Genomic DNA, 24,250 nt, shown 5'->3' with positions numbered 1-24,250 from the left:
GTTAAGCTCTTAGCTCCGGTATATCCGCTCGCAGTGTTTCCACTCGCATCTTTAGCCGTTATGGTAATCGTTTGACTGGCTCCAGCCGTTTGGGTGCTTGAACCTGTGATAACTAATTTCGTCGCAGCACCAGCACCAATGGTTACTAGACTCGTTCCAGTAGCTCCACCAGTTGTTGCAGTTGCGGTAAATGTTCCATTACCGGTATTACCTGTGAAAATAAGGCTACTAGCCACATCAGCTACGCCACTGACAAAGTCACCTGCACCACTTAATTTATTTGTTCCAGATAAACCAGAAATACTACCAGTTAAGTTAGATGTAATCGTAACATTGTTCGTAGCAGCACTAAAGCCTGTTACCGTATTGCCGTAAGCATCTTGTGCCGTTATGGTATTCGTACCGGTAAAGGCTACCCCACTACTTTGCGGAGAATTAAAACTCAAAGCGAATTTACTTAAGCTAGCAGCACTTACAGTGATGCTAAGTCGATCAGAACCTGCAGCAGCAATTGTTCCATCACTCACTGCCACGGTAGCGGATTCAGCACGGTAAAGTGCTAAAGTAGCTGTAGCTACACCACTGCTGAAATTAACGGTAGTTGCAGATGCAAAGGCCGTAGTGTTGACCGAAGGAGCGGTAGTAGGAGAAGTAGAACTATTGGCACCTGAGAAAGTTAAACTCTTATCTCCTGTGTAAGTAGTTGCTGTATTGCCTTGCGCATCTTTCGCTGTAATCGTTATGGTTTGTGTTCCACCCGCTGTCTGAGTGCCTGTACCAGTAATGACTAAATAGGTGGCTGAACCACTGTTGATACTGATACTTCCACTAGTTACAGCAGTTCCTGTTGCTGGAGTGAACGTGAAAGTTCCTGAACCTACTGTTCCTGTGAACTTCAAGCCTAAGCTTGTCAAGTTCGCTACTCCATTCACAAAGTCACTTGCACTAGTTAATTTATTCGTGCCCGATAAGCCTGTAATACTTCCTGTTAAACTTGTCGTTACTGTTACATTATTACCAGATGCATCAAAGCCTGTTACCACGTTGCCATAAGCATCCAAGGCTGTTAAGCTATTCGTGCCACTAAACGCAATTCCATTGGTCTGTGGTCCTACCAAGCTTAATGCTAATTTGCTGAAGGTTGCTGGGCTCACAGTTACACTCAAACGATCTGATCCACTCGTGGTTACTGAACCATCGGTTGCTACCACTGAGGCAGACTCAACTTTGTATAAGCTCATGCTCACAGTCGCTACTCCATTACTGAAGGTTACGCTAGTGGCTGTACCAAAGTTGGTTCCGGCTACCGTTGGGTTAGTAGCTGGACTAGAGGATGCATTTGCTCCGCTGAAGGTAATCGACTTAGCTCCAGTATATCCAGTAGCGGTATTGCCACTTGCATCTTTCGCTGTAATCGTGATGTTCTGGCTTGCACCGGCTGTCTGTGTGCCTGTTCCAGTTACTATGAACTTGCTAGCAGATCCTGCTCCTATCGTTACATTTCCACTCGTTACTGCCGTTCCGCTAGCCGGTGTGAACGTGAAGGTTCCTGTGCCTGTGTTACCTGTATAAACTAAACCTAGGCTTGTCAAATTCGCAACACCTCCAGAGAAGTCAGCACCAGCATTCAATACATTCGTTCCAGATAAACCAGATATAGAACCAGTTAAAGTGTTAACTGTAACGGTCACATTATTTCCTGCTGCATTGAAGGTAGTTACTAAGTTACCATAAGCATCCAATGCTTGTAATGTATTGGTACCAGTAAAGGCTATTCCACTATTTTGAGGACTAGCAAGACTTACTGCTAATTTATTGAAACTTGTAGCAGATACCGTTACAGGTAATTCGTGGTGATTTCCTACTGCCACTAAAGTACCATCCGAAACTTGAACTACAGCATTTTCAGCTTTATACAAGGTTAATGAAACGGTAGCAATACCAGAAGTAAACACAACTGAAGTATTCGAACCAAATGCTGTTCCATTGACAGTTGGAGCTGTTACTGGACTTGTAGAGCTATTGGCTCCTGAGAAAACTAAGGTTTTAGTTCCAGCATAGGAAGTAACTGTATTATGGTTCGCATCTACGACACGAATAGTCAATGATTGAGAAGTTCCTGCAGTTTGAGTTTCAGTTCCAACAATCATGATGTGATCAGCTGGACCAGCACCCATAGTGATACTCGTACTTACCGCAGCAGAACCCGAAGCTGGGGTAAATGTAAATGTACCTGTACCTATAGTTCCTGAGTATTTCAATCCTAGACTTGTCAAATTAGCCACTCCATTCACGAAATCGCTACCACTGGTTAATTTATTGGTTCCTGATAATCCAGAAATAGTACCTGTTAAGGCAGTTGTTACTGTAACATTGTTACTTGAGGCACTAAAGCTTGTAACTGTATTGCCATAAGCATCTTGTGCCGTTAAGGTATTGGTTCCTGTAAAGGCTACCCGGTTAGTTTGTGGAGAACTTAAACTTACGACCAGTTTACTAAATGTGCTAGGACTAACTGTTACGGTTAAGCGATCTGCACCAGCAGCACTAATACTACCATCACTTACAGCCAAGTTAGCTACTTCCGCAGTGTATAGCGCCAAGGTTGTAGTTGCAACTCCATTCGTAAATGTCAATGTTGCTCCCGTGTGAATATCTTGTTCTACCGCATTTTTATCTATAACTGTTGGGTGAACGATTGGATTATTTGAATCATTCGCTCCCGAGATGGTTAATGCGTGATCTCCTGTGTAAGAGGTTACGGTATTTCCATTGGCATCTTTAGCGGTAATTGTAATGGTTTGTGTACCACCTGCTGTTTGTGTACCTGTTCCTGTTACCACCAAACGAGTAGCTACACCAGAACCTATCGATACATTGCCAGAAGTTACTGCCGTTCCACTAGTTGGTGTAAAGGTAAATGTACCCGTACCCACGGTTCCTGTAAACTTCATTCCCAGGCTTGACAAGTTGGCAATACCATTGCTAAAGTCACCTGCACTCGATAATTTATCAGTTCCAGATAATCCCGAAATGCTACCTGTTAAACTAGTCGTTACGGTAATATTATTTCCAGAAGCATCAAATCCTGTTACTGTATTACCATAAGCATCTAAAGCTGTCAAGGTATTGCTACCTGTGAAGGCCACCCCATTGGCTTGAGATCCAACTAAACTTACTGCCAATTTAGAGAAGGCAGCTGGACTAACCGTGATTGACAAACTACCGCCAACTGTTGAGTTAATCGTACCATCAGTTACTTGAATTTCAGCACTTTCAGCTTTATATACTTTTAAATCAGCAGTCGCAACACCATTGGTGAAGCTTACTACAGTCGTAGATCCCAAATTGGTTGCTACACTATTTTTGTTCGTAGCCGTAGGTGCTGTTGCTGGATTAGCAGAACTATTAGCACCAGAGAATGTCAAGTTTTTGTCACCAGTATAAGAAGCTGCTGTGTTTCCACTTGCATCTTTTGCTGTGATGGTAATAGTTTGTGAGGCTCCAGCTGTTTGTGTACCAGTACCAGTAATGAATAATTTTGTGGCAGCACCTGCATTGATGGTCACATTGCCTGATGTAACAGCTGTCCCTGATTGAGGGGTAAAGGTAAATGTACCTGTTCCAGCTGTTCCAGTAAATACCAAACTAGATGATAAGTTGGCAACACCACTGGAGAAATTACCCGCTTGGTTCATGACATTAGCTGTGTACCCAGTAATGCTTCCTGTCAATGTACTTGTAATGGTAATCGGATTCGCACTGGCATCAAATCCAGTTACGGTATTACCATAAGCATCTAGCGCAGTCAAAGTATTTGTACCTGTAAATGCGACACCACTATTTTGAGGACTTGCCAAGCTTACACTCAATTTAGAGAATGAAGCAGCAGAAACAGCCACAGTCAATCTGTCTGAACCAGAAGTTGAAATACTAGCATCCGTAGCAGACACAACAGCGCTTTCTGCCTTAAACAATATCATGTTAGCTGAAGCTACACCATTCGTAAAGGTTACGTTAATAGCTGTTCCAAAGTTCACTCCACTAACCGTAGGATTGGTTGCTGGACTTGGAGAGCTTGTCGCTCCAGAGAAAGTAATGCTCTTAACTCCGGTATATGCAATAGCTGTATTACCATTAGCATCCTGTGCCGTTAAAGTAATGGTTTGTGAAGAACCAGCCGTTTGAGTGGCATTTCCAGAAATCACTAATTTAGTTGCAGTACCACCATTGATGGCAATATTGGCACTAGTTCCTGTAATTCCACCCGTAGTAGAAGTAAAGGTAAATGTTCCTGTTCCAGATGTTCCGGTAAAGGTTAGTTTGCTCGATAAGTCACTAATTCCATTGACAAAGTCTCCTGCACTAGATAACTTATTAGTACCTGATAAACCAGTTATACTACCTGTTAAGCTGGTGGTCACTGTTACATTATTTGCACTGGCATCAAAACTTGTTACCGTATTACCATAAGCATCTTGTGCTGTAATAATATTGGATGAAGTAAATGCTTGACCATTGATTTGTGGAGTAGATAATGCAACCGCAAATTTAGATAAGCTGGCTGGAGAAACCACAACGCTTAAACGATCTCCTCCACTTGAGGCCAAGGCTCCTTGTGTAGCAACAATGGTTGAGGTTTCAGCGCGATATAGTTTCATGGTTGCTGAAGCTACACCATTGGTAAATGTGATGATAGTAGCAGTTCCAAAATTTACAGCGGTACTATTCTTATCCGTTACCGTTGGATTAACGAACGGATTGGTAGACGATAATGCACCAGAGAATACAATGGACTTATCTCCCGTGTAAGAAGGCACTATATTGCCACTAGCATCTTTTGCGCGTAAAGTGATGGTCTGAGACCCTCCTGCCATTTGTGTTCCTGTTCCCGTAATTTCAAGTCGACTTACTGTACCTGGATTAATGGTCACGTTACTGCTGGTGATAGCTGTTCCTGTAGCAGGTGTAAAGGTAAACGTTCCTGTTCCAGATGCACCTGTATAGATTAATCCTAATGTGGTTAAGTTAGCTACACCACCGACAAAATCATTGGCATTATTTAATTTATTGGTACCAGACAATCCAGTGATCGTTCCTCCAAGGCTACTAGTAACCGTTACATTATTGGTAGAAGCATCTAAATTTACCGTGTTACCAAATTCATCTTGAGCAGTTAAGGTATTCACTCCTGTAAATGCCGTTCCAGATGTTTGAGGACTAGCCAAACTTACTGCTAATTTACTGAAAGTGCCTGGAGTAATATCCAAAGGTAAATTACCTCCACCACTTGAACTGATCGTACCATCTGTTACGCTAACAGTAGTTAACTCAGATTTATATCCTTTTAAGGTACTTGTTCCAACTCCATTAACAAAGGTGACCACAGTGGTTAATCCAAAATCAATATCAACAGCATTTTTATTGCTAGCTGTTGGCACTTTTGATGGAGTCGTAGAAGTAGAGAAAATTAAATTCTTATCACCTGCATAAGAAGTGGTCGTATTTCCACTGGCATCTTGCGCTGTGATGGTGATTGCTTTTGTTGTACCAGCGGTGATAGCTCCAGGAGTGGCTGTAATCACCAATTTAGTTGCAGCACCTGGATTAACTACCACATTTCCACTCGTTACTGCTGTTCCTGTAGCAGGGCTAAAAGTAAATGTACCAGTACCCGATGTTCCTGTAAAGAGTAATTTGGATGTCAAATTAGCTACCCCATTCACAAAGTCTCCGTGAGCATTCAAGACTGCTCCACCACTTAATCCAGTAATTGTACCAGTTAATGTCTTGGTTACTGTAATGTTGTTAGTTGAAGCTGTAAAACTGGTCACCGCATTACCATAGGCATCTTGTGCGGTTAAGGTATTCGTTCCTGTGAAGGCTGTTCCGTTCACTTGTGGACTAGCCAAACTCACTGCCAATTTTGTGAATGATGATTCAGAAACCGTTACTGCTAACCTATCTGATCCTGCAGCCAATATAGTACCATCAGTTACATCAAGGGTGGCCGTCTCTGCTTTATATGGAACAAAACTTGCTGAAGCAACACCATTGGTGAAGCTTATGTTCGTTGCAGTTCCAATATTGGTTCCAGCTATCGTTGGAGCCGTTACTGGAGAAGTCGAACTAGTAGCTCCAGAGAAGGTTAAACTTTTTGTTCCCGTATATCCTGTTGCCGTGTTTCCACTTGCATCCTTAGCTGTAATAGTAATGGTTTGAGCAGATCCTGCTGTTCCAGTTCCTGTACCTGTTATCACTAATTTGCTAGCTAAACTACTAGAAATTGTAATGGACGAACTTGTTCCTGTAGCTCCACCAGTAGCCGCTAATGCGGTAAATGTTCCTGCACCTGAAGTACCTGTGTAAATTAATTTGGTCGTCAAGTTGGCAACACCACTCACAAAATCACCTGCACTGGATAATTTGTTGGTTCCACTTAAACCTGAAATGGCACCTGACAATGAGGTTGATATCGTCACATTATTTGTACTCGCGTTGAAATTCAAGACGGTATTACTGTAAGTATCTTGTGCCGTAATTTCATTCGTACCTGTAAAGGCAGTCGCATTAACTTGAGGGGATGCCAAATTAACCGCAAACTTACTTAAACTTCCATATGCCACTGCCACACTTAAACGATCCGCTCCGGAAGAAGCTAATGCCCCTTCTGTCGCTACAATCAGTGCTGATTCAGCTCGGTATAATTTCATGGATGCCGTTGCCTCACCATTAGTAAATGTGATGGTAGTAGCTGTTCCAAAGTTTACGTTGGCACTGGTTTTATCACTAACTGTAGGATTTACCACAGGTGAATTTGTTTGATTTGCTCCTGAGAACACAATCGATTTATCTCCTGTATAGGTGGTGACCACATTACCACTAGCATCTTTAGCTCGTAAAGTAATGGTTTGTGTATCTCCAGCAGTCACACTAGCCGTTCCTGTAATGACTAATCGACTAACAGTTCCAGGGTTTACAGTAACATTGGCACTCGTAGCAGCAGTTCCTGTAGCTGGAGTGAAGGTAAATGTACCAGTTCCCGAAGTACCTGTAAAGGTTAATCCTAAACTGCTTAAGTTAGCTACACCATTAACAAAATCATTACTATTCGTCAATTTATCTGTACCTGATAATCCAGTTATCCCACCCGTTAAGGTTGTGCTTACTGTCACATTATTCGTAGATGCATTAAATGCTACTGTATTACCATAGGCATCTTGTGCAGTTAAAGTATTCGTTCCTGTAAATGCCGTTCCATTTGTTTGAGGTGTTGCCAAACTTGCCACCAATTTGGTATAAGTAGATGCACTTACTGTAACATTGAATCGATCAGAACCTGCGGCAGAGATACTTCCATCGGTAGCTGCTAAGTCAAGTGTTTCTGCTTTAAATAGAGCAAGGCTTGCTGTAGCTACCCCATTAGTGAAACTAATGTTCGTTGCCGTTCCAACATTGGTTCCCGCCACAGTTGGATTTGTTACTGGATTGCTAGATGCATTAGCCCCTGAGAAGGTAATGGATTTCGTTCCTGTATAAGAAGTTACCGTATTACCATTGGCATCTTTGGCAGTTACCGAAATGGTCTGAGTTCCTCCAGCAGTTTGAGTAGCAGAAGCTCCTGTGATAACTAATTTAGTAGCGGTTCCTGAGCCAATCGTCACATTACTCGATGTAACCGCAGTACCTGTGACAGGACTAAAGGTAAATGTACCCGTTCCACTAGTACCAGTAAAGGTTAATGCAGATGTTAAATTAGCTACTCCATTCACGAAGTCTCCAGAAGATGTCAATTTATTGGTACCCGATAATCCTGAAATACTACCAGTTAAACTAGTTGTAACGGTGATATTGTTAGATGAAGCATTGAATGTAGTTACGGTATTACCATAATCATCTTGAGCAGTCAAGTTATTGGTACCTGTAAAGGCTACTCCATTACTTTGAGGGCTTGCTAAAGTCACGGCTAGTTTACTATAGCTTGAAGAAGCTATTGTTACACTCAGACGATCTGAACCGGAAGCGGATAAAGTACCATCAGTAACAGCCACCAAAGCATTTTCAGCCTTGTACAATACTAAATTACCATTGGCTACTCCACTTGTAAATGTCAAATTGGTAGTAGTTCCAAAATCAACACCAGCTACTGTAGGATTGGTGGCAGGAGATAAAGAAGCATTGGCACCTGAGAAGGTCAAGCTCTTGCTTCCTGTGTATGCTACTGCGGTATTTCCATTGGCATCTAATGCCGTTATAGATATACTTTGTGCTGCTCCTGCAGTTTCTGAAGCACTACCTGTAATACGTAATTTGGTTGCAGCCCCTCCTACTACCGTAACATTGGCACTTGTTACTGTAGCTCCACCAGTGGCCGAAGCGAAAGTGAATGTCCCAGTTCCTGACGTTCCTGTAAAGATTAGTTTGCTAGTTAAATTAGCTACTCCGTTGACAAAATCTCCAGCACCCGATAATTTATTGGTTCCAGTTAAACCAGAAATAGCTCCAGTCAAACTAGTAGTCACCGTTACGTTGTTAGCACTGGCATCAAATGTCGTTACCGTATTAGCCCAGAAATCTTGAGCCGTTAAGTTATTCGAACCTGTAAAGGCTGTACCATTTATCTGTGAATTGGTTAATGAAACCGCAAACTTAGATAATGTATTAGCCGAGTAAGTAGTAATCAATCTATCTGAACCTGTTGATGTTACACCCCCTTGGGTTGCAACTATACTAGCTACTTCCGCACGATATAAGGTCATGCTGGTAGTAGCCACACCATTAGTAAAGGTAATGGTAGCCGCAGTACCAAAATTAACCGCTGCCGAATTCTTATCCGTTACCGTTGGTGCAACGGATGGATTAGCACTTAAAATAGCGCCTGTAAATACAATGGACTTATCACCAGTGTAAGTTGTAACGGTATTACCACTAGCATCTTTAGCTGTTAATGTTACAGTTTGTGCCGTACCCGCTGTTCCTGTGGTCGAACCCGTTACAATCATACGGGTAGCAATACCTGGACTGAATGTGACATTACCCGAAGTAATTCCAGTTCCTGTGGCAGGTGCAAACGTAAATGTTCCAGTTCCTACTGTTCCTGTAAAGGTTAAACTCAATGAAGTTAAATCTGCCACTCCATTGACAAAATCATCTGCTCCAGATAATTTATTAGTACCAGATAAGCCAGTAATTGCACCTGTTAATGTCGTGCTTACCGTAATATTATTGGAATTAGCATTAAAGCTAGTAACCGTGTTACCATACGCATCTTGTGCTGTCAAGGTATTCGTTCCCGTAAAGGCCGTGCCATTCACTTGCGGACTTGCCAAGCTTACTGCCAATTTGTTGAAGCTAGCTGCTAACACCGTTACTGGTAATTCATGCGTATTTCCTGTCGCTGAAATAGTCCCGTCTGTTGTTCTTATCACGGCACTTTCTGCCTTGTACAACACCATCGATGCTGTAGCTATACCATTGGTAAATACGACACTAGTCGCTGTTCCAAAGTTCGTTCCATCAGCTGTTGCCACAGTCACAGGGCTGCTTGAGCTAGCTGCTCCTGAGAAGGTTAAACTCTTCGTGCCTGTATAGCCTGTCGCTGTATTATGACTCGCATCTACCGCTCTAATCGTTATCGTTTGGGCTTCGCCCGCATTCTGACTTGCATTACCCGTAATCATTAAGTGGGTAGCTGCTCCTGAGTTAACTTGTACACTTCCACTCGTTACTGCGGTTCCGCTTTGTGGAGTGAAAGTAAAGGTTCCTGTTCCTACCGTTCCGGTGAAGATCAATTGGCTTGATAAATTCGCCACACCTGCCGTAAAGTCTCCTGCACTACTTAATTTATTCGCTCCGGATAATCCAGAAATTGTTCCAGTTAAGCTTGTGGTTACCGTAACATTATTGGCACTAGCATCAAAGCTAGAAACCGTATTTCCATATGCATCTTGGGCTGTTAATGTGTTCGTTCCTGTAAAGGCCGTGGCATTCACCTGTGGTGTTGCTAAGCTTACCGCTAATTTGCTATATGCTGCTGGACTAACGGTTACTGATAATCGGTCTGAACCTCCTGCCGACAAAGTTCCGTCGGTAGCTGCTATCGTGGCACTTTCTGCTTTATACAAGGCCATAGTCGCTGTGGCTACACCGTTGCTAAAGCTCATGCTTGTGCTTTGACCAAAGTTTGTACTTGCTACCGTTGGTGCTGTGGCAGGGCTAGATGAACTAGCTGCTCCTGAGAAGGTAATGGATTTTGTTCCTGTATAGGTAGCTGCTGTATTTCCATTGGCATCTTTGGCAGTTACCGTAATGGTCTGAGTTCCTCCGGCTGTTTGTGTGCCTGTTCCTGTTACTACCAATTTAGTGGCTTCACCCGCACTCACGGTAACGCTTGAACTTGTCACCGCTGTTCCTGTAGCTGGACTAAACGTAAATGTTCCAGAACCTGAGGTTCCTGTGAATGTCAAGCCTAGGCTAGTCAAATTCGCTATTCCACTGCTGAAGTCAGCTGCGTTATTTAATTTATTTGTTCCGGATAAGCCCGTAATGCTTCCTGTTAAACTAGTCGTCACTGTCACGTTATTGCCTGAGGCATTAAAGCTAGTAACCGTGTTACCATACGCATCTTGTGCTGTCAAGGTATTCGTTCCCGTAAAGGCTGTGCCATTCACTTGTGGACTTGCCAAGCTTACTGCCAATTTGCTGAAGCTAGCTGCTAATACCGTTACTGGTAATTCATGCGTATTTCCTGTCGCTGAAATAGTCCCGTCTGTTGTTCTTATCACGGCACTTTCTGCCTTGTACAAGATTATCGATGCTGTCGCTATACCATTGGTAAATACGACACTAGTCGCTGTTCCAAAGTTCGTTCCATCGGCTGTTGCCACAGTCACAGGGCTGCTTGAGCTAGCTGCTCCTGAGAAGGTTAAACTCTTCGTGCCTGTATAGCCTGTCGCTGTATTATGACTCGCATCTACCGCTCTAATCGTTATCGTTTGGGCTTCGCCCGCATTCTGACTTGCATTACCCGTAATCATTAAGTGGGTAGCTGCTCCTGAGTTAACTTGTACACTTCCACTCGTTACTGCGGTTCCGCTTTGTGGAGTGAAAGTAAAGGTTCCTGTTCCTACCGTTCCGGTGAAGATCAATTGGCTTGATAAATTCGCCACACCTGCCGTAAAGTCTCCTGCACTACTTAATTTATTCGCTCCGGATAATCCAGAAATTGTTCCAGTTAAGCTTGTGGTTACCGTAACATTATTGGCACTAGCATCAAAGCTAGAAACCGTATTTCCATATGCATCTTGGGCTGTTAATGTGTTCGTTCCTGTAAAGGCCGTGGCATTCACCTGTGGTGTTGCTAAGCTTACCGCTAATTTGCTATATGCTGCTGGACTAACGGTTACTGATAATCGGTCTGAACCTCCTGCCGACAAAGTTCCGTCGGTAGCTGCTATCGTGGCACTTTCTGCTTTATACAAGGCCATAGTCGCTGTGGCTACACCGTTGCTAAAGCTCATGCTTGTGCTTTGACCAAAGTTTGTACTTGCTACCGTTGGTGCTGTGGCAGGGCTAGATGAACTAGCTGCTCCTGAGAAGGTAATGGATTTTGTTCCTGTATAGGTAGCTGCTGTATTTCCATTGGCATCTTTGGCAGTTACCGTAATGGTCTGAGTTCCTCCGGCTGTTTGTGTGCCTGTTCCTGTTACTACCAATTTAGTGGCTTCACCCGCACTCACGGTAACACTTGAACTTGTCACCGCTGTTCCTGTAGCTGGACTAAACGTAAATGTTCCAGAACCTGAGGTTCCTGTGAATGTCAAGCCTAGGCTAGTCAAATTCGCTATTCCACTACTGAAGTCAGCTGCGTTATTTAATTTATTTGTTCCGGATAAGCCAGTAATGCTTCCTGTTAAACTAGTCGTCACTGTCACGTTATTGCCTGAGGTATTAAAGCTAGTAACCGTGTTACCATACGCATCTTGTGCTGTCAAGGTATTCGTTCCTGTAAAGGCTGTGCCATTCACTTGCGGACTTGCCAAGCTTACTGCCAATTTGCTGAAGCTGGTAGCTGTCACCGCCACAGCTAGTCGGTCTGCACCTCCAGCTGAAATAGTACCATCAGTAGCTGCAACAAAGGCAGATTCTGCCTTGTACAATACCATAGCTGCCGTAGCAACACCATTGGTAAATGTTAAGCTTGTTCCTGTACCAAAATCAGTAGTAGCCACCGTAGGTGCCGTACTTGGACTTAATGAACTATTGGCTCCCGAGAAGGTAATACTATGAGCTCCGGTATAACTTGTAGCCGTATTTCCTTGTGCATCTTTTGCCGTTACTGTTATGGTTTGAGAAGCTCCGGCTGTTTGATTCGCATTTCCTGTAATCACTAATTTCGTTGCCGTGCCAGCGTTAATTGTGATAGAAGAACTAGTAACCGCCGTACCCGTAGCTGGGGTAAACGTAAAGGTTCCTGTTCCTGCAGTTCCAGAATATCTCATCCAACCCGAAATATCTGCTACTCCATTGACAAATCTTTCGGCAGCTAATATGACATCCCCTCCTACAAAACCTGAGATAGTACCTGATAAACTAGTCGTTACAGTAATATGATTTAACGCAGCATTGAATGTTGTTACCGTATTACCATAAGCATCTAAAGCTGTTAAATTATTGGTACCTGTAAATAAAACGCCACTCACTTGTGGACTAGTTAAACTTACAGCTAGTTTCGAGAAGTCTGTGGCACTTACACTGACAGACAATCGATCTGACCCAGAGGTAGTAATAGCACCTTGAGTAGCTACAATCACTGCAGATTCAGCTTTATAAAGCGACATAGAAGCATTAGCCACACCATTGCTAAAGTTCAGGGTAGTGGCTGTTCCAAAATTGGTACTTGCTACTGTTGGAGCTGTTGCTGGACTTGCAGAACTTGCCGCACCAGAGAAAGTAATGGATTTATTTCCAGTATATCCTGTAGCTGTGTTGCCTGAAACGTCTTTGGCAGTTACCGTAATGGTCTGAGATCCTCCAGCTGTTTGAGTCGTATTACCAGTAATAACAAATTTAGTGGCATCGCCTGGCAATATATCTCCTGAATCTGTTCCGGTAGCACCTGAAGCCGAAGTAAAAACTAAGGCACCAGTTCCTGAATTACCTGTTAAGGTTAATTTATTGGTTAAGTTCGAAACTCCGTTCACAAAATCAGAAGCAGAATTTAATTTATCTCCACCAGATAATCCAGAGATAACTACTCCTACTGCAGGAACACCCGTAACAGTAATGATGTCTTGGGAAGCATCAAAAGTCGTTACGGTATTTCCATAAGCATCTTGGGCAGTTACGGTATTTACACCAGTCCATGCTACGGCATTGATTTGAGGAGATGTTAACTCTACAGCAAATTTGCTTAGTGTACTAGGGCTTACTGTTACAGAAAGTCGATCCCCACCTGTTGATGAAATAGTTCCATCTGTGGCAGAAACTGTTGCTGCCTCCGCTTTATATAATCTCAAGGATGCAGTGGCTACACCATCCGTAAATGTTAAACTTGTTCCTGTTCCAAAATTAGTACCAGCTACTGTAGGTGCCGTGCTTGGGCTCAAAGAACTAGCCGCACCCGAGAAGGTAATGCTATGTGAACCAGTGTAAGTGGTTGCCGTGTTACCATTAGCATCTTTCGCCGTTACAGTGATGGTTTGTGTACCTCCTGCCGTTTGAGTACCAGTTCCTGTCACCACTAATTTAGTGGCAGCCCCTGGAGCAAAGGTAATAGTCGATTGTGTTTGTGAACCACCGCCATTTTTCACGGCTATTCCACCAATCGTAGCCACAAATACACCTGAACCTGCTGTGGTCGGTGAAGTGACTATAGCAGTATAATTTCCATTTCCTGCATCACTTACAGTACCAATACTACCTGACCCAGACAATTTCGTTATCGTGACTGTTGCTCCTCCTACACCAATATTATTTCCATTAGCATCTTTAGCAGTTACTGTTAATGTTTGAGTAGTAATTCCATCTGCTGTAATACTTGCACTTGTTGGTGTCAACGTTGAAATAGCTGCATCAATAGAACCTGGAACATAGGTCACAGTTGCTTCTGTTTGAACTCCAGAACCACTTTTCACTTCAGCTCCACCAATGGTAGCCACAAACACACCAGAACCAGAGGCACTTGCTGCCGTTACAGTAGCTGTATAAGTTCCTGCTCCTCCATCACTTACTGCACTTATCGTACCTGTTCCCGAAAGTTTGGTTATTGTTACTGTTGCACCTCCTGAAGTGATGTTATTACCAAATTCGTCTTTGGCTCTAACAGTCAATACCTGAGTACTGGCCCCATCCGCTGTGATACTAGCAGAGGTAGGTAATAAAGTAGAAACTGCGGCATCCACACTGGCTGGATTAACAGTAATATTGTCTGATGCATCTAATATACCGCTTGCCCCATTTGCACTTGGCGTAGCTTCAGAAACAGTGATGGTGTAGTTACCTGCTACCGTATGTCTATACCAGAAGTTAGCTACTGAGTCTCCATCCGCAATAGTCACAGAAGTTAAAAGAACTCCGTTATTAGCCGTACTATGGAATGTACCACCTGTACTATATAAGTACACGGTTTGAGCACCCACGGTGTTGGATAAGTTGGCAATATCACGACGAGAAACGGTATAAGCCGCACGAGTACCCGCAGCTATATTGGCTGGTGCATTCAATACAAACTTATTCGTTCCAGCAGTTTCACCTGCATAAAAATCTCCTAATGAAGTAAATCCTGAACTTTGAACCGAAGTACTTGTTCTTGTTCCGGCATTACCTATTGACCAAACATCACCTAATTTTTTTCTAACAATGATGGCCGCTGTATTGGCACTTCCTTGTACATCTCCACCCACATAATTCATGGTTGCATCCAATGAAGTATAGGTTCCTGATGTATTGTCTAAGTCATTTATGATCCAAAAACGGTTGATGTATTTGGACTGACTAATACCTGATGCAACAGCTGGAGTTGAACCAAGAACTGCAGTTGATGTGGTAATGGTTAAATTCCCAGATCTTCCTGCAAATGATAAACTCAATGGAGCATAGTTTCCAGAATCACCTATAGGGAAATCTACCGCGCTGGAGTTTTGAGGAATTCCTCTTGCCAATTTACCTTGAACATATTTAGCACTTCCAGCACCAGAAATACTAGCTCCATTGCTTAATGACAAAATATTAGCCCCATTGGTCACCACTTTTCCATTTTGGAATGTCAAAGTACCATTGATTAAAACATCTGAATCTAAAGCAATTCCAGAAGAGGTATTGACTGTTAAGTTACCTAATTGACGAGAACCCGATTTAAAGCTGAATGTTGGTGTTCCTGAAGTCGTATTGACAACCAAATTAGAACTTGAACTACCCAGTAAATTTCCGGTTATGCTCGACATAGACCCATCCAGTGTCAATGTATTTGATCCAATGGCTAAATCACCACTAGCTAAATTAAAGTTTTGAGAAACACTGATATTTCCATGCAATGTTTGTGTAACACTTTGAGAAGCATTATTCCACTCCACATTCATGAAGTTTTGGTCTAAACCGCCAGTCAATGCTGTCGTCGTAATTCCATTAACTTTTAATAAAGCATGGGTACCTGCACCTGCATTGCTTGACCAGGTAGAAGCAGGAATTGAACCTCCGTTTCTTGCATGCTCATAGGTACCTCCGTGGAAGGCTAATAATTCTGAACCTAAAGTGTTCACAAAAGTTCCACCCGAGTTTTTGAATGTTCCGTGGGTGTGAATGTTGTACTCAGCCGCAGGATTAACTGCGTGCTTTAAGGTCAATGTATTACCTGAAGGTAAGTCAAATACCCCATCTATAATCAAACTGTATAATTCAATATTGGTATTTAAAGTAGTGGTAATTCCTGATGGAATTTTCACTATATCATATTCTCCTTGAGAAGTTTGAGTTGGTGCAGAACTTGCTCCAAAGCTGTTTCCTCCATCGGTAGATACTTCCCAGCCAACTGCTGTCCAGTTTCCACTTGAAGTAGGTTGATAAATGGCACCTTCAGTAATAGTAAATGATCCTGTTGAACTAGACGACAAACTCATTCCCGATATTGCCGTTGTAGTTACTATGGCATTATTATTGTAAGTATAGCCTGGTGCATTTCTAGTGGACTCAGTAAAGCGTAAATAATCAATTAAGAATGAACTACTTCCTGCATTAATTGTCACGCTTACTGGATTTCCTAATAATACCCCTCCTGAGGTTGTGCGAACTAATTTATCCGTTTTATCTACTCCGCCAATGGTCAATCCCAATTGTATGGTTGTATTGGATGAAACATTCACTTGGTTACCATAAGGATCTTGTACCAAGGCGTTCAAGGTCACGTTATTCGATCCCATGGTTGGGTATGATGGAGATAAAGTAGTAGCCACTAATTTAGAAGCTGTTGCTCCACTCACTGCCACACTTAATTTATCTCCATTGGATGAAGAGCTTACCGTTCCATCAGTTACTGAAACCAGTGCCGATTCTGCCTTATATAAAATCATAGAAGCGGTACCAACCCCATTCGTGAATGTCACAATGGTATTACTTCCAAGATTAATGGCTGAAGCGTTTTTGTTGGTTACCGTAGGTGCAGTTACTGGATTCACCGAACTCGATGCCCCAGAGAAGGTTAAGGTTTTATCTCCAGCATAACCACTTACTGTATTACCATCGGCATCTTTAGCTGTTATGGTGATGGTTTGAGCTACCCCTGCAGTTTGAGTACCTGAACCAGTAATCACCAATTTACTTACAGTACCTGCATTGATAGTCACGTTAGAACTTGTTACTGCTGTTCCAGAAGCTGGGGTGAAGGTAAATGTTCCTGTACCTGCATTTCCTGTAAAGGTTAAGCCTGAAACAGAAGAAACACCGTTAGTGAAATCACTTACATTATTTAATTTGTTCGTACCTGTTAAACCTGTAATGGTTCCTGTTAATGTGGTGCTTACCGTAATATTATTGGTAGCAGCATTAAATCCTGTTGCAACGTTACCCCATGAGTCATAAGCTGTTAAGGTATTTGTCCCTGTAAACGATTGTCCACTAGTTTGAGGTGTCGCCAAACTAACTGTAAATTTCAAACCTGTACTTGGACTTACTGTTACTGACAAACGATCTCCTCCAGTAGAAGCAGAAATTCCAGAAGCACTTGCTGTGATAAATGGCGATTCTACTTTATACAAGGTCATGCTTCCTGTGGCTACCCCAGAAGTAAAGGTCATGGTAGTTGCCGTAGCAAAATCTACTGCAGCCGCTGTTTTGTCCGTAACAGTAGGGACTGTCACAGGATTCGAAGAACTAGCTGCCCCAGCAAAAGTGATGGCATGATCACCTGTATAGGTCGTAACAGTATTACCGCTGGCATCTTTAGCCGTTACGGTAATCGTTTGAGAACTACCTGCTGTTTGTGTTCCTGTTCCTGTAACTACTAAACGCGTAGCAGCACCTGATCCCATAGTCACATTTCCACTCGTCACTGGAGTACCTGAAGCTGGAGTAAAGGTAAATGTTCCTGTACCTGCTGTTCCAGTAAATGTCAACTTACTCGTTAAATTAGCAATACCCGAGCTAAAGTCTGCGGCATTGTTCAATACATTAGATCCATTCAATCCCGATACTGTACCTGTCAATGATGACGTTACCGTTATGGCATTGGCTGAAGCATTGAAAGTAGTAGCCACGTTACCATAAGCATCGAATGCTGTCAAGGTATTTGTTCCTGTAAAGGCTGTGCCAGAGTTTTGAGGACTTGCTAAACTTACGGTGAATTTGGTAGCAACTCCATGACTAACCACAACGGTCAAACGGTCACTACCTGTAGATGCGTTGATACCAGAAGCACTGGCAGCAATGTTGGCAGTTTCTACTTTATATAATTTCAAATCGGAAGTTGCAACTCCATTAGTAAAGGCAATGGTGGTTGCTGTTCCAAAATCAATAGCTGCACTGGTATTATCCGTTGCATTAGCTGCAGTCACAGGGTTCGCTGAAGAACTTGCTCCTGAGAAAGTTAAAGCATGATTTCCTGTATATCCTGTAGCTGTATTACCATTCGCATCTTTGGCCGTAATGGTCATTGTTTGCGTAGCTCCTGCCACTTGAGTTCCTGTTCCAGTTATAACGAACTTAGTAGCCGCACCTGATCCAATCGTTACATTGGAACTTGTTACTGCGGTACCCGTCGTTGGAGTAAATGTAAATGTTCCAGTTCCAACTGTTCCAGAGAAAATCAAACTAGAACTTAAGTTGGCTACACCAGCAGTGAAGTCACCTGCACTATTTAAAATATTTGTTCCTGATAATCCTGAAATCGTTCCGGTAAGTGAAGTCGTAACGGTAACAGGATTAGTCGAAGCATTGAATAAGGAAGTATTACCATAAGCATCTTGTGCGGTTAAGGTATTCGTTCCCGTAAAGGCAACTCCATTGGTTTGTGGACTTGTTAAGCTTAACACTAATTTACTGAATGTGGCTGCCGAAACTAAGACACTCAAACGATCTGATCCCGAAGTTGTAATGGAACTTTGAGTAGCTACCACATTGACCGTTTCAGCTTTGTATAAAACCATACTGGCTGTAGCCACACCATTCGTAAATGAAATATTGGTGGCCGTTCCAAAATCAGTACCTGCTACTGTTGGTACAGTAGATGGATTTATGGAGTTAGCTGCCCCAGTAAATGTTAAGGATTTAGTTCCTGTATAAGCTGTAGCCGTATTTCCACTCGCATCTTTGGCTGTAATGGTTATCATTTGAGCATTTCCAGCTATTTCTGTATTATTACCTGTAATGATAAATTTAGTTGCTGTGCCTGGGTTAATAACTCCATTGAACGAACCGGTGGCTCCTCCCGTAGTAGAAGTAAAGGTAATCGTACCCGATCCTGAGGTTCCAGTATATATAAGTTTACCAGTAAGGTCCGCTACCCCATTTACAAAATCTAAATTACTGTTTAATTTATTTGTACCTGATAAACCTGTAATCGCTCCACCTAAACTAGTGCTGGCTGTTACATTGTTTGCCGAGGCATCAAATGTTAACACGGCATTACCATAGGCATCTTCTGCTGTGATGATATTTACTCCAGTAAACGCAACTCCACTAGTTTGTGGGGTAGTAAATGATACTTCAAATTTATTTAAAGTACTATGATTCACTGTAACTGTCAATCGGTCTGCACCTGATGATGAAATACTTCCATCATTAGCAACAACATTAGCAACTGCTGCTTCATATAGTATCATAGAAGCTGTAGCAACCCCATTGGTAAATGTTACATTGGTACTGCTACCAAAATCAACCCCACCTACCGTTGGTGCTGTGGCTGGATTATGAGAAGCATCAGCTCCAGAGAAGGTCAATGCTTTTACTCCTGTGTAGGAAGTAACAGTATTTCCCTCAGCATCTTTGGCTGTTAAAGTGATGGTTTGACTAGTACCTGCGGTAATCGTGCTAGTTCCTGTAATAACTAAGCGAGTAGCTGAACCAGGATTGATTGTCACATTAGCACTAGTTCCTGTAGCACCACCAGTAGCAGTAGCAAAACTGAATGTACCCGTTCCTACAGTTCCAGTAAATTTCAAACCTAAACTAGTTAAGTTTGCTACACCACTGCTAAAGTCGCCTGCTTGGTTCAATACATTATTGACTCCTGAACCTAATCCACTGATGGTTCCTGTTAAGGTACTTGTTACTGTTACATTATTCGTATTGGCAGCAAAAGTCGTCACAGTATTACCATAAGCATCTTGTGCCGTTAAGGTATTCGTTCCGGTAAAGGCAGTTCCATTGGTTTGTGGACTTGCCAAACTAACTGCCAATTTATTTAAAGTAGCCGTGGAAACTACAACACTTAGTCGATCAGAACCTGAAGTTGTTACACCACCTTGTGTCGCCACTAAAAGAGCTGTTTCTGCTTTGTATAATTTCACTAAAGCAGTACCAACACCATTACTAAATGTTACAACAGTAGCTGTGCCAAAGTTAATATCGGCAAGATCTTTATCTCGGGCAGTAGCAGCTGTACTTGGGTTTATAGAACTATTCGCTCCTGAGAATACAATGGATTTATCTCCGGTATAACCTGTAGCCGTATTTCCACTCGCATCTTTGGCTGTAATAGTGATAGTTTGATTTCCTCCGGCGGTTAAAGTACCTGTTCCAGTCACAATGAATTTAGTAGCAGCACCTGAATTGATGGTCACATTACCACTTGTTACTGCTGTACCACTTGCTGGAGTAAACGTGAAAGTTCCTGTACCTACTGTTCCCGAATAAATCAAACCAAGACTAGTTAAATCCGCCACTCCACTGCTGAAGTCGGCCGCATTATTTAATTTATCTGTTCCTGATAATCCACTAATGCCTCCTGTTAAGGTGGTGCTTACCGTAATGATATTGCCTGATGCATTAAAGTTCGTAACCGAGTTACCATAAGCATCTTGTGCCGTTAAGGTATTCGTTCCTGTGAAAGCTGTGCCATTGATTTGAGGACTCGTTAAGCTTACAGCTAATTTGTTGAAAGTAGCAGCACTCACAGTAACCGTCAAACGATCCGCACCTCCAGCAGAAATAGTTCCATCAGTTGCCGCAACAAGAGCTGATTCAGCTTTGTATAATACCATAGCTGCAGTAGCAACACCATTGGTAAATGTTAAACTTGTTCCTGTACCAAAATCAGTCGTCGCTACGGTAGGTGCTGTAGCTGGACTAGAAGAACTATTTGCTCCAGAGAAAGTAATCGTATGGGAACCTGTATAGCCTGTGGCGGTATTTCCGCTTGCATCTTTAGCCGTAATGGATATTGTTTGAGAACCTCCTGCAGTTTGTGAACTTGAACCAGTAACAACTAATTTCGTAGCTGCACCTGAATTAATTTGAACACTTCCACTGGTTACGGCTGCTCCACTTTGCGGTGTAAAGGTAAAAGTTCCTGTTCCGACCGTTCCTGTGAAGATCAATTGGCTTGTTAAATTCGCCACACCTGATGTAAAGTCACCAGCACTACTTAATTTATTTGTTCCAGATAATCCAGTGATGGCTCCTGTTAAGCTGGTGCTTACGGTAACATTATTAGCACTTGCATCAAAGCTAGGGACCGTATTACCATATGTATCTTGAGCAGTTAATGTATTTGTTCCTGTAAAGGCTGTGCCATTCACCTGTGGTGTCGCTAAACTTACAGCTAATTTACTATAAGCAGCTGGACTAACTGTTACGGTCAAACGATCTGAACCAGAAGTAGTAACACCACCTTGGGTGGCTACAAGCTGAGCCGTTTCTGCACGATATAATTTGACTAAAGCTGTACCAACTCCATTGCTAAATGTAATGACCGTTACTGTACCAAAATTAATATCAGCGTTATCCTTGTCTCGCGCAGTAGCTGCGGTGCTTGGGTTAATAGAGCTGTTCGCGCCAGAGAATACAATGGATTTATCACCGGTATATCCTGTTGCTGTATTTCCTTGAGCATCTTTAGCGGTAATAGTAACCGTTTGGTTTCCACCAGCTGTTAATGTAGATGTACCTGTCAGTATAAATTTGGTGGCAGCTCCAGCATTTACTGTGACATTTGAACTTGTCACTGCAGTTCCTGTTGCTGGGGTAAATGTGAAAGTTCCGGTTCCTGTATTTCCTGTAAATGTCAGACCCAAACTTGTCAAATTAGCTACTCCTCCGCTGAAATCAGCACCATTGGATAGTTTATTTGTTCCAGATAAGCCCGTGATACTACCTGTTAAACTGGTACTAACCGTAATATTATTTCCTGAAGCATTGAAACTTGTAATCGTATTACCGTAAGCATCTTGTGCCGTCAAGGTATTGGTTCCCGTAAAGGCAATACCTGTCACTTGTGGACTTGCTAGGCTGACAGCTAGTTTACTAAAGCTATTTTCTGTAACTGTTACTGACAAACGATCTACCCCTCCTGCTGATATGGTGCCATCGGTAGCATCAATAATAGCAGATTCCGCTTTATATAATACCATAGAAGCTGTGGCTACACCATTACTGAAATTCAAACTAGTACCCGTACCAAAATCAGTAGAAGCAACAGTAGGTGCAGTAGCTGGACTAGTAGAACTAGTTGCGCCAGAGAAGGTTATTGTATGAGATCCTGTATATCCAGTGGCTGTATTTCCTTGAGCATCTTTAGCCGTGATAGAAATGGTTTGAGCATTGCCAGCAGTTTGTGAAGCAGTTCCTGTAACTACCAATTTAGTAGCTGCGCCAGCACTAATTGAGACCGATCCACTCGTAGCAGCAGTTCCTGATTGTGGAGTAAAGGTAAATGTTCCCGTACCTACTGCACCTGTATACTTCAACCCTAAATTGGTTAAATTGGCAATACCCGAAACAAAATCTCCAGCACTTGTCAATTTATTCGTTCCAGATAATCCTGAAATAGCTCCTGTTAATGTTGTAGTAACTGTGACATTATTTGCACTGGCATCAAAAGAGGTAACTGTGTTACCATAGGCATCTTCTGCTTCTAAAGTATTTGTTCCTGTAAAGGCTACTCCATTTACTTGAGGAGTGGCTAGGTTCGTCGTTAATTTGGCATAAGCGGCAGGACTAACATTCACCGACAAACGATCTGCACCAGCACTTACAATAATTCCATTCACAGCAGTGATAGTGGCAACTTCTGCCTTGTACAAGACCATACTAGCAGTGGCAACACCATTGCTAAAGTTTAGACTAATTTCTGTACCAAAGTTAGATCCTGCTACGGTCGGTACCGTAACTGGACTCGGAGAACTTGCTGCTCCTGTGAAAGTAATTAAATGTGATCCGGTATATCCCGTAGCAGTATTACCACTAGCATCCTTGGCTGTAACCGTAATAGTCTGCGATCCTCCAGCGGTTTGGGTACCAGAACCAGTTACGACCAATTTGGTTGCTTCACCTGAGTTGATCACTACATTACCACTTGTTACACCTGTTCCAGTAGCGGGAGTAAAGGTGAAAGTTCCTGTTCCTGCAGTTCCTGTATAAGTTAAACGCGTGGAAATATCTGCTACTCCATTGACAAAGCGTCCAGCTGTTTGCATGGTGGTACCTCCACCTCCAGAGAAACCAGAAATAACACCACTTAAACTAGTTGTTACCGTCACATTATTTTGAGATGCATCAAAAGAAGTAAATGTATTACCGTAAGCATCTTGAGCTGTTACAGTGTTGGACCCTGTAAAGGCTGTACCATTAATCTGAGGGCTGGTTAAACTTACTGCCAATTTACTGAAGCTAGCTTCGGTAACAGTCACAGATAGTCTGTCTCCACCAGTAGATGAGATGCTTCCATCTGTGGTTGAAACCACAGCAGATTCTGCTTTATATAATTTTAAATTAGCTGTAGCCACCCCATTACTAAACGTAATCACGGTAGCTGTACCAAAATTGACAGCACTAGCATTTTTATCCGTCACTGTAGGAGCTGTAACTGGACTAGAAGAACTATTCCCTCCTGAGAAAGTCAACGATTTATCTCCGGTATAAGTTAAAGCTGTATTACCACTTTGATCTTTAGCTGTAATCGTTATCGATTGTGTTCCTCCGGCAGTTTGTGTTCCTGTTCCTGTTACGACTAATTTTGTAGCTGTACCTGCTACGATATCACCGTTGGCAGATCCTGTTTTTCCTGAGGCTGAAGTGAAGGTAGCTGTTCCCGTTCCAATCGTACCAGTAAAGGTAAATTGTCCTGTTACATTAGCCACTCCATTCACAAAATCACCCACACTATTCATGACGTTTCCACCTGATAAGCCAGAAACAACACCCGTTAAATTAGTCGTTGCGGTGATGTTATCCGTTGAAGCATTGAAACTCGTTACCGTATTTCCGTATGCATCTTGTGCAGTGATGGTATTTGTACCAGTAAAGGCAACTCCATTGGTTTGTGGAGAAGTGAATGAAACGGCAAACTTATCTAATGTACTTGGACTCACCGTTACATTCAATGTTCCTCCTGTATTCGAGTTGATCGTGCCATCGGTCGCATTTACCGTAGCAGATTCTGCTTTATACAAGACCATAGAACCTGAAGCCACACCAGCCGTAAAGGTCAAGCTTGTAGCTGTTCCAAAGTTCGTGCCTGCTATCGTTGGTGTAGTTGCTGGACTTGGAGATGCGGCTGCTCCTGAGAATGTAATGTTTTTTGCTCCTGTGTAACTTGTTACTG

1 protein-coding gene is annotated in these 24,250 nt (G+C 42.7%); it reads right to left on the bottom strand.

The window, feature by feature from the left end; genetic code table 11:
* A partial coding sequence (locus tag G9H60_RS11810) for an Ig-like domain-containing protein (protein WP_223144264.1) occupies positions 1–24,250 on the bottom strand: 24,250 nt, incomplete at both ends.

Source organism: Aquirufa aurantiipilula (assembly GCF_019923745.1).
GTDB lineage: Bacteria > Bacteroidota > Bacteroidia > Cytophagales > Spirosomataceae > Aquirufa > Aquirufa aurantiipilula.
This window is presented reverse-complemented; position numbering and strand designations above follow the sequence as displayed.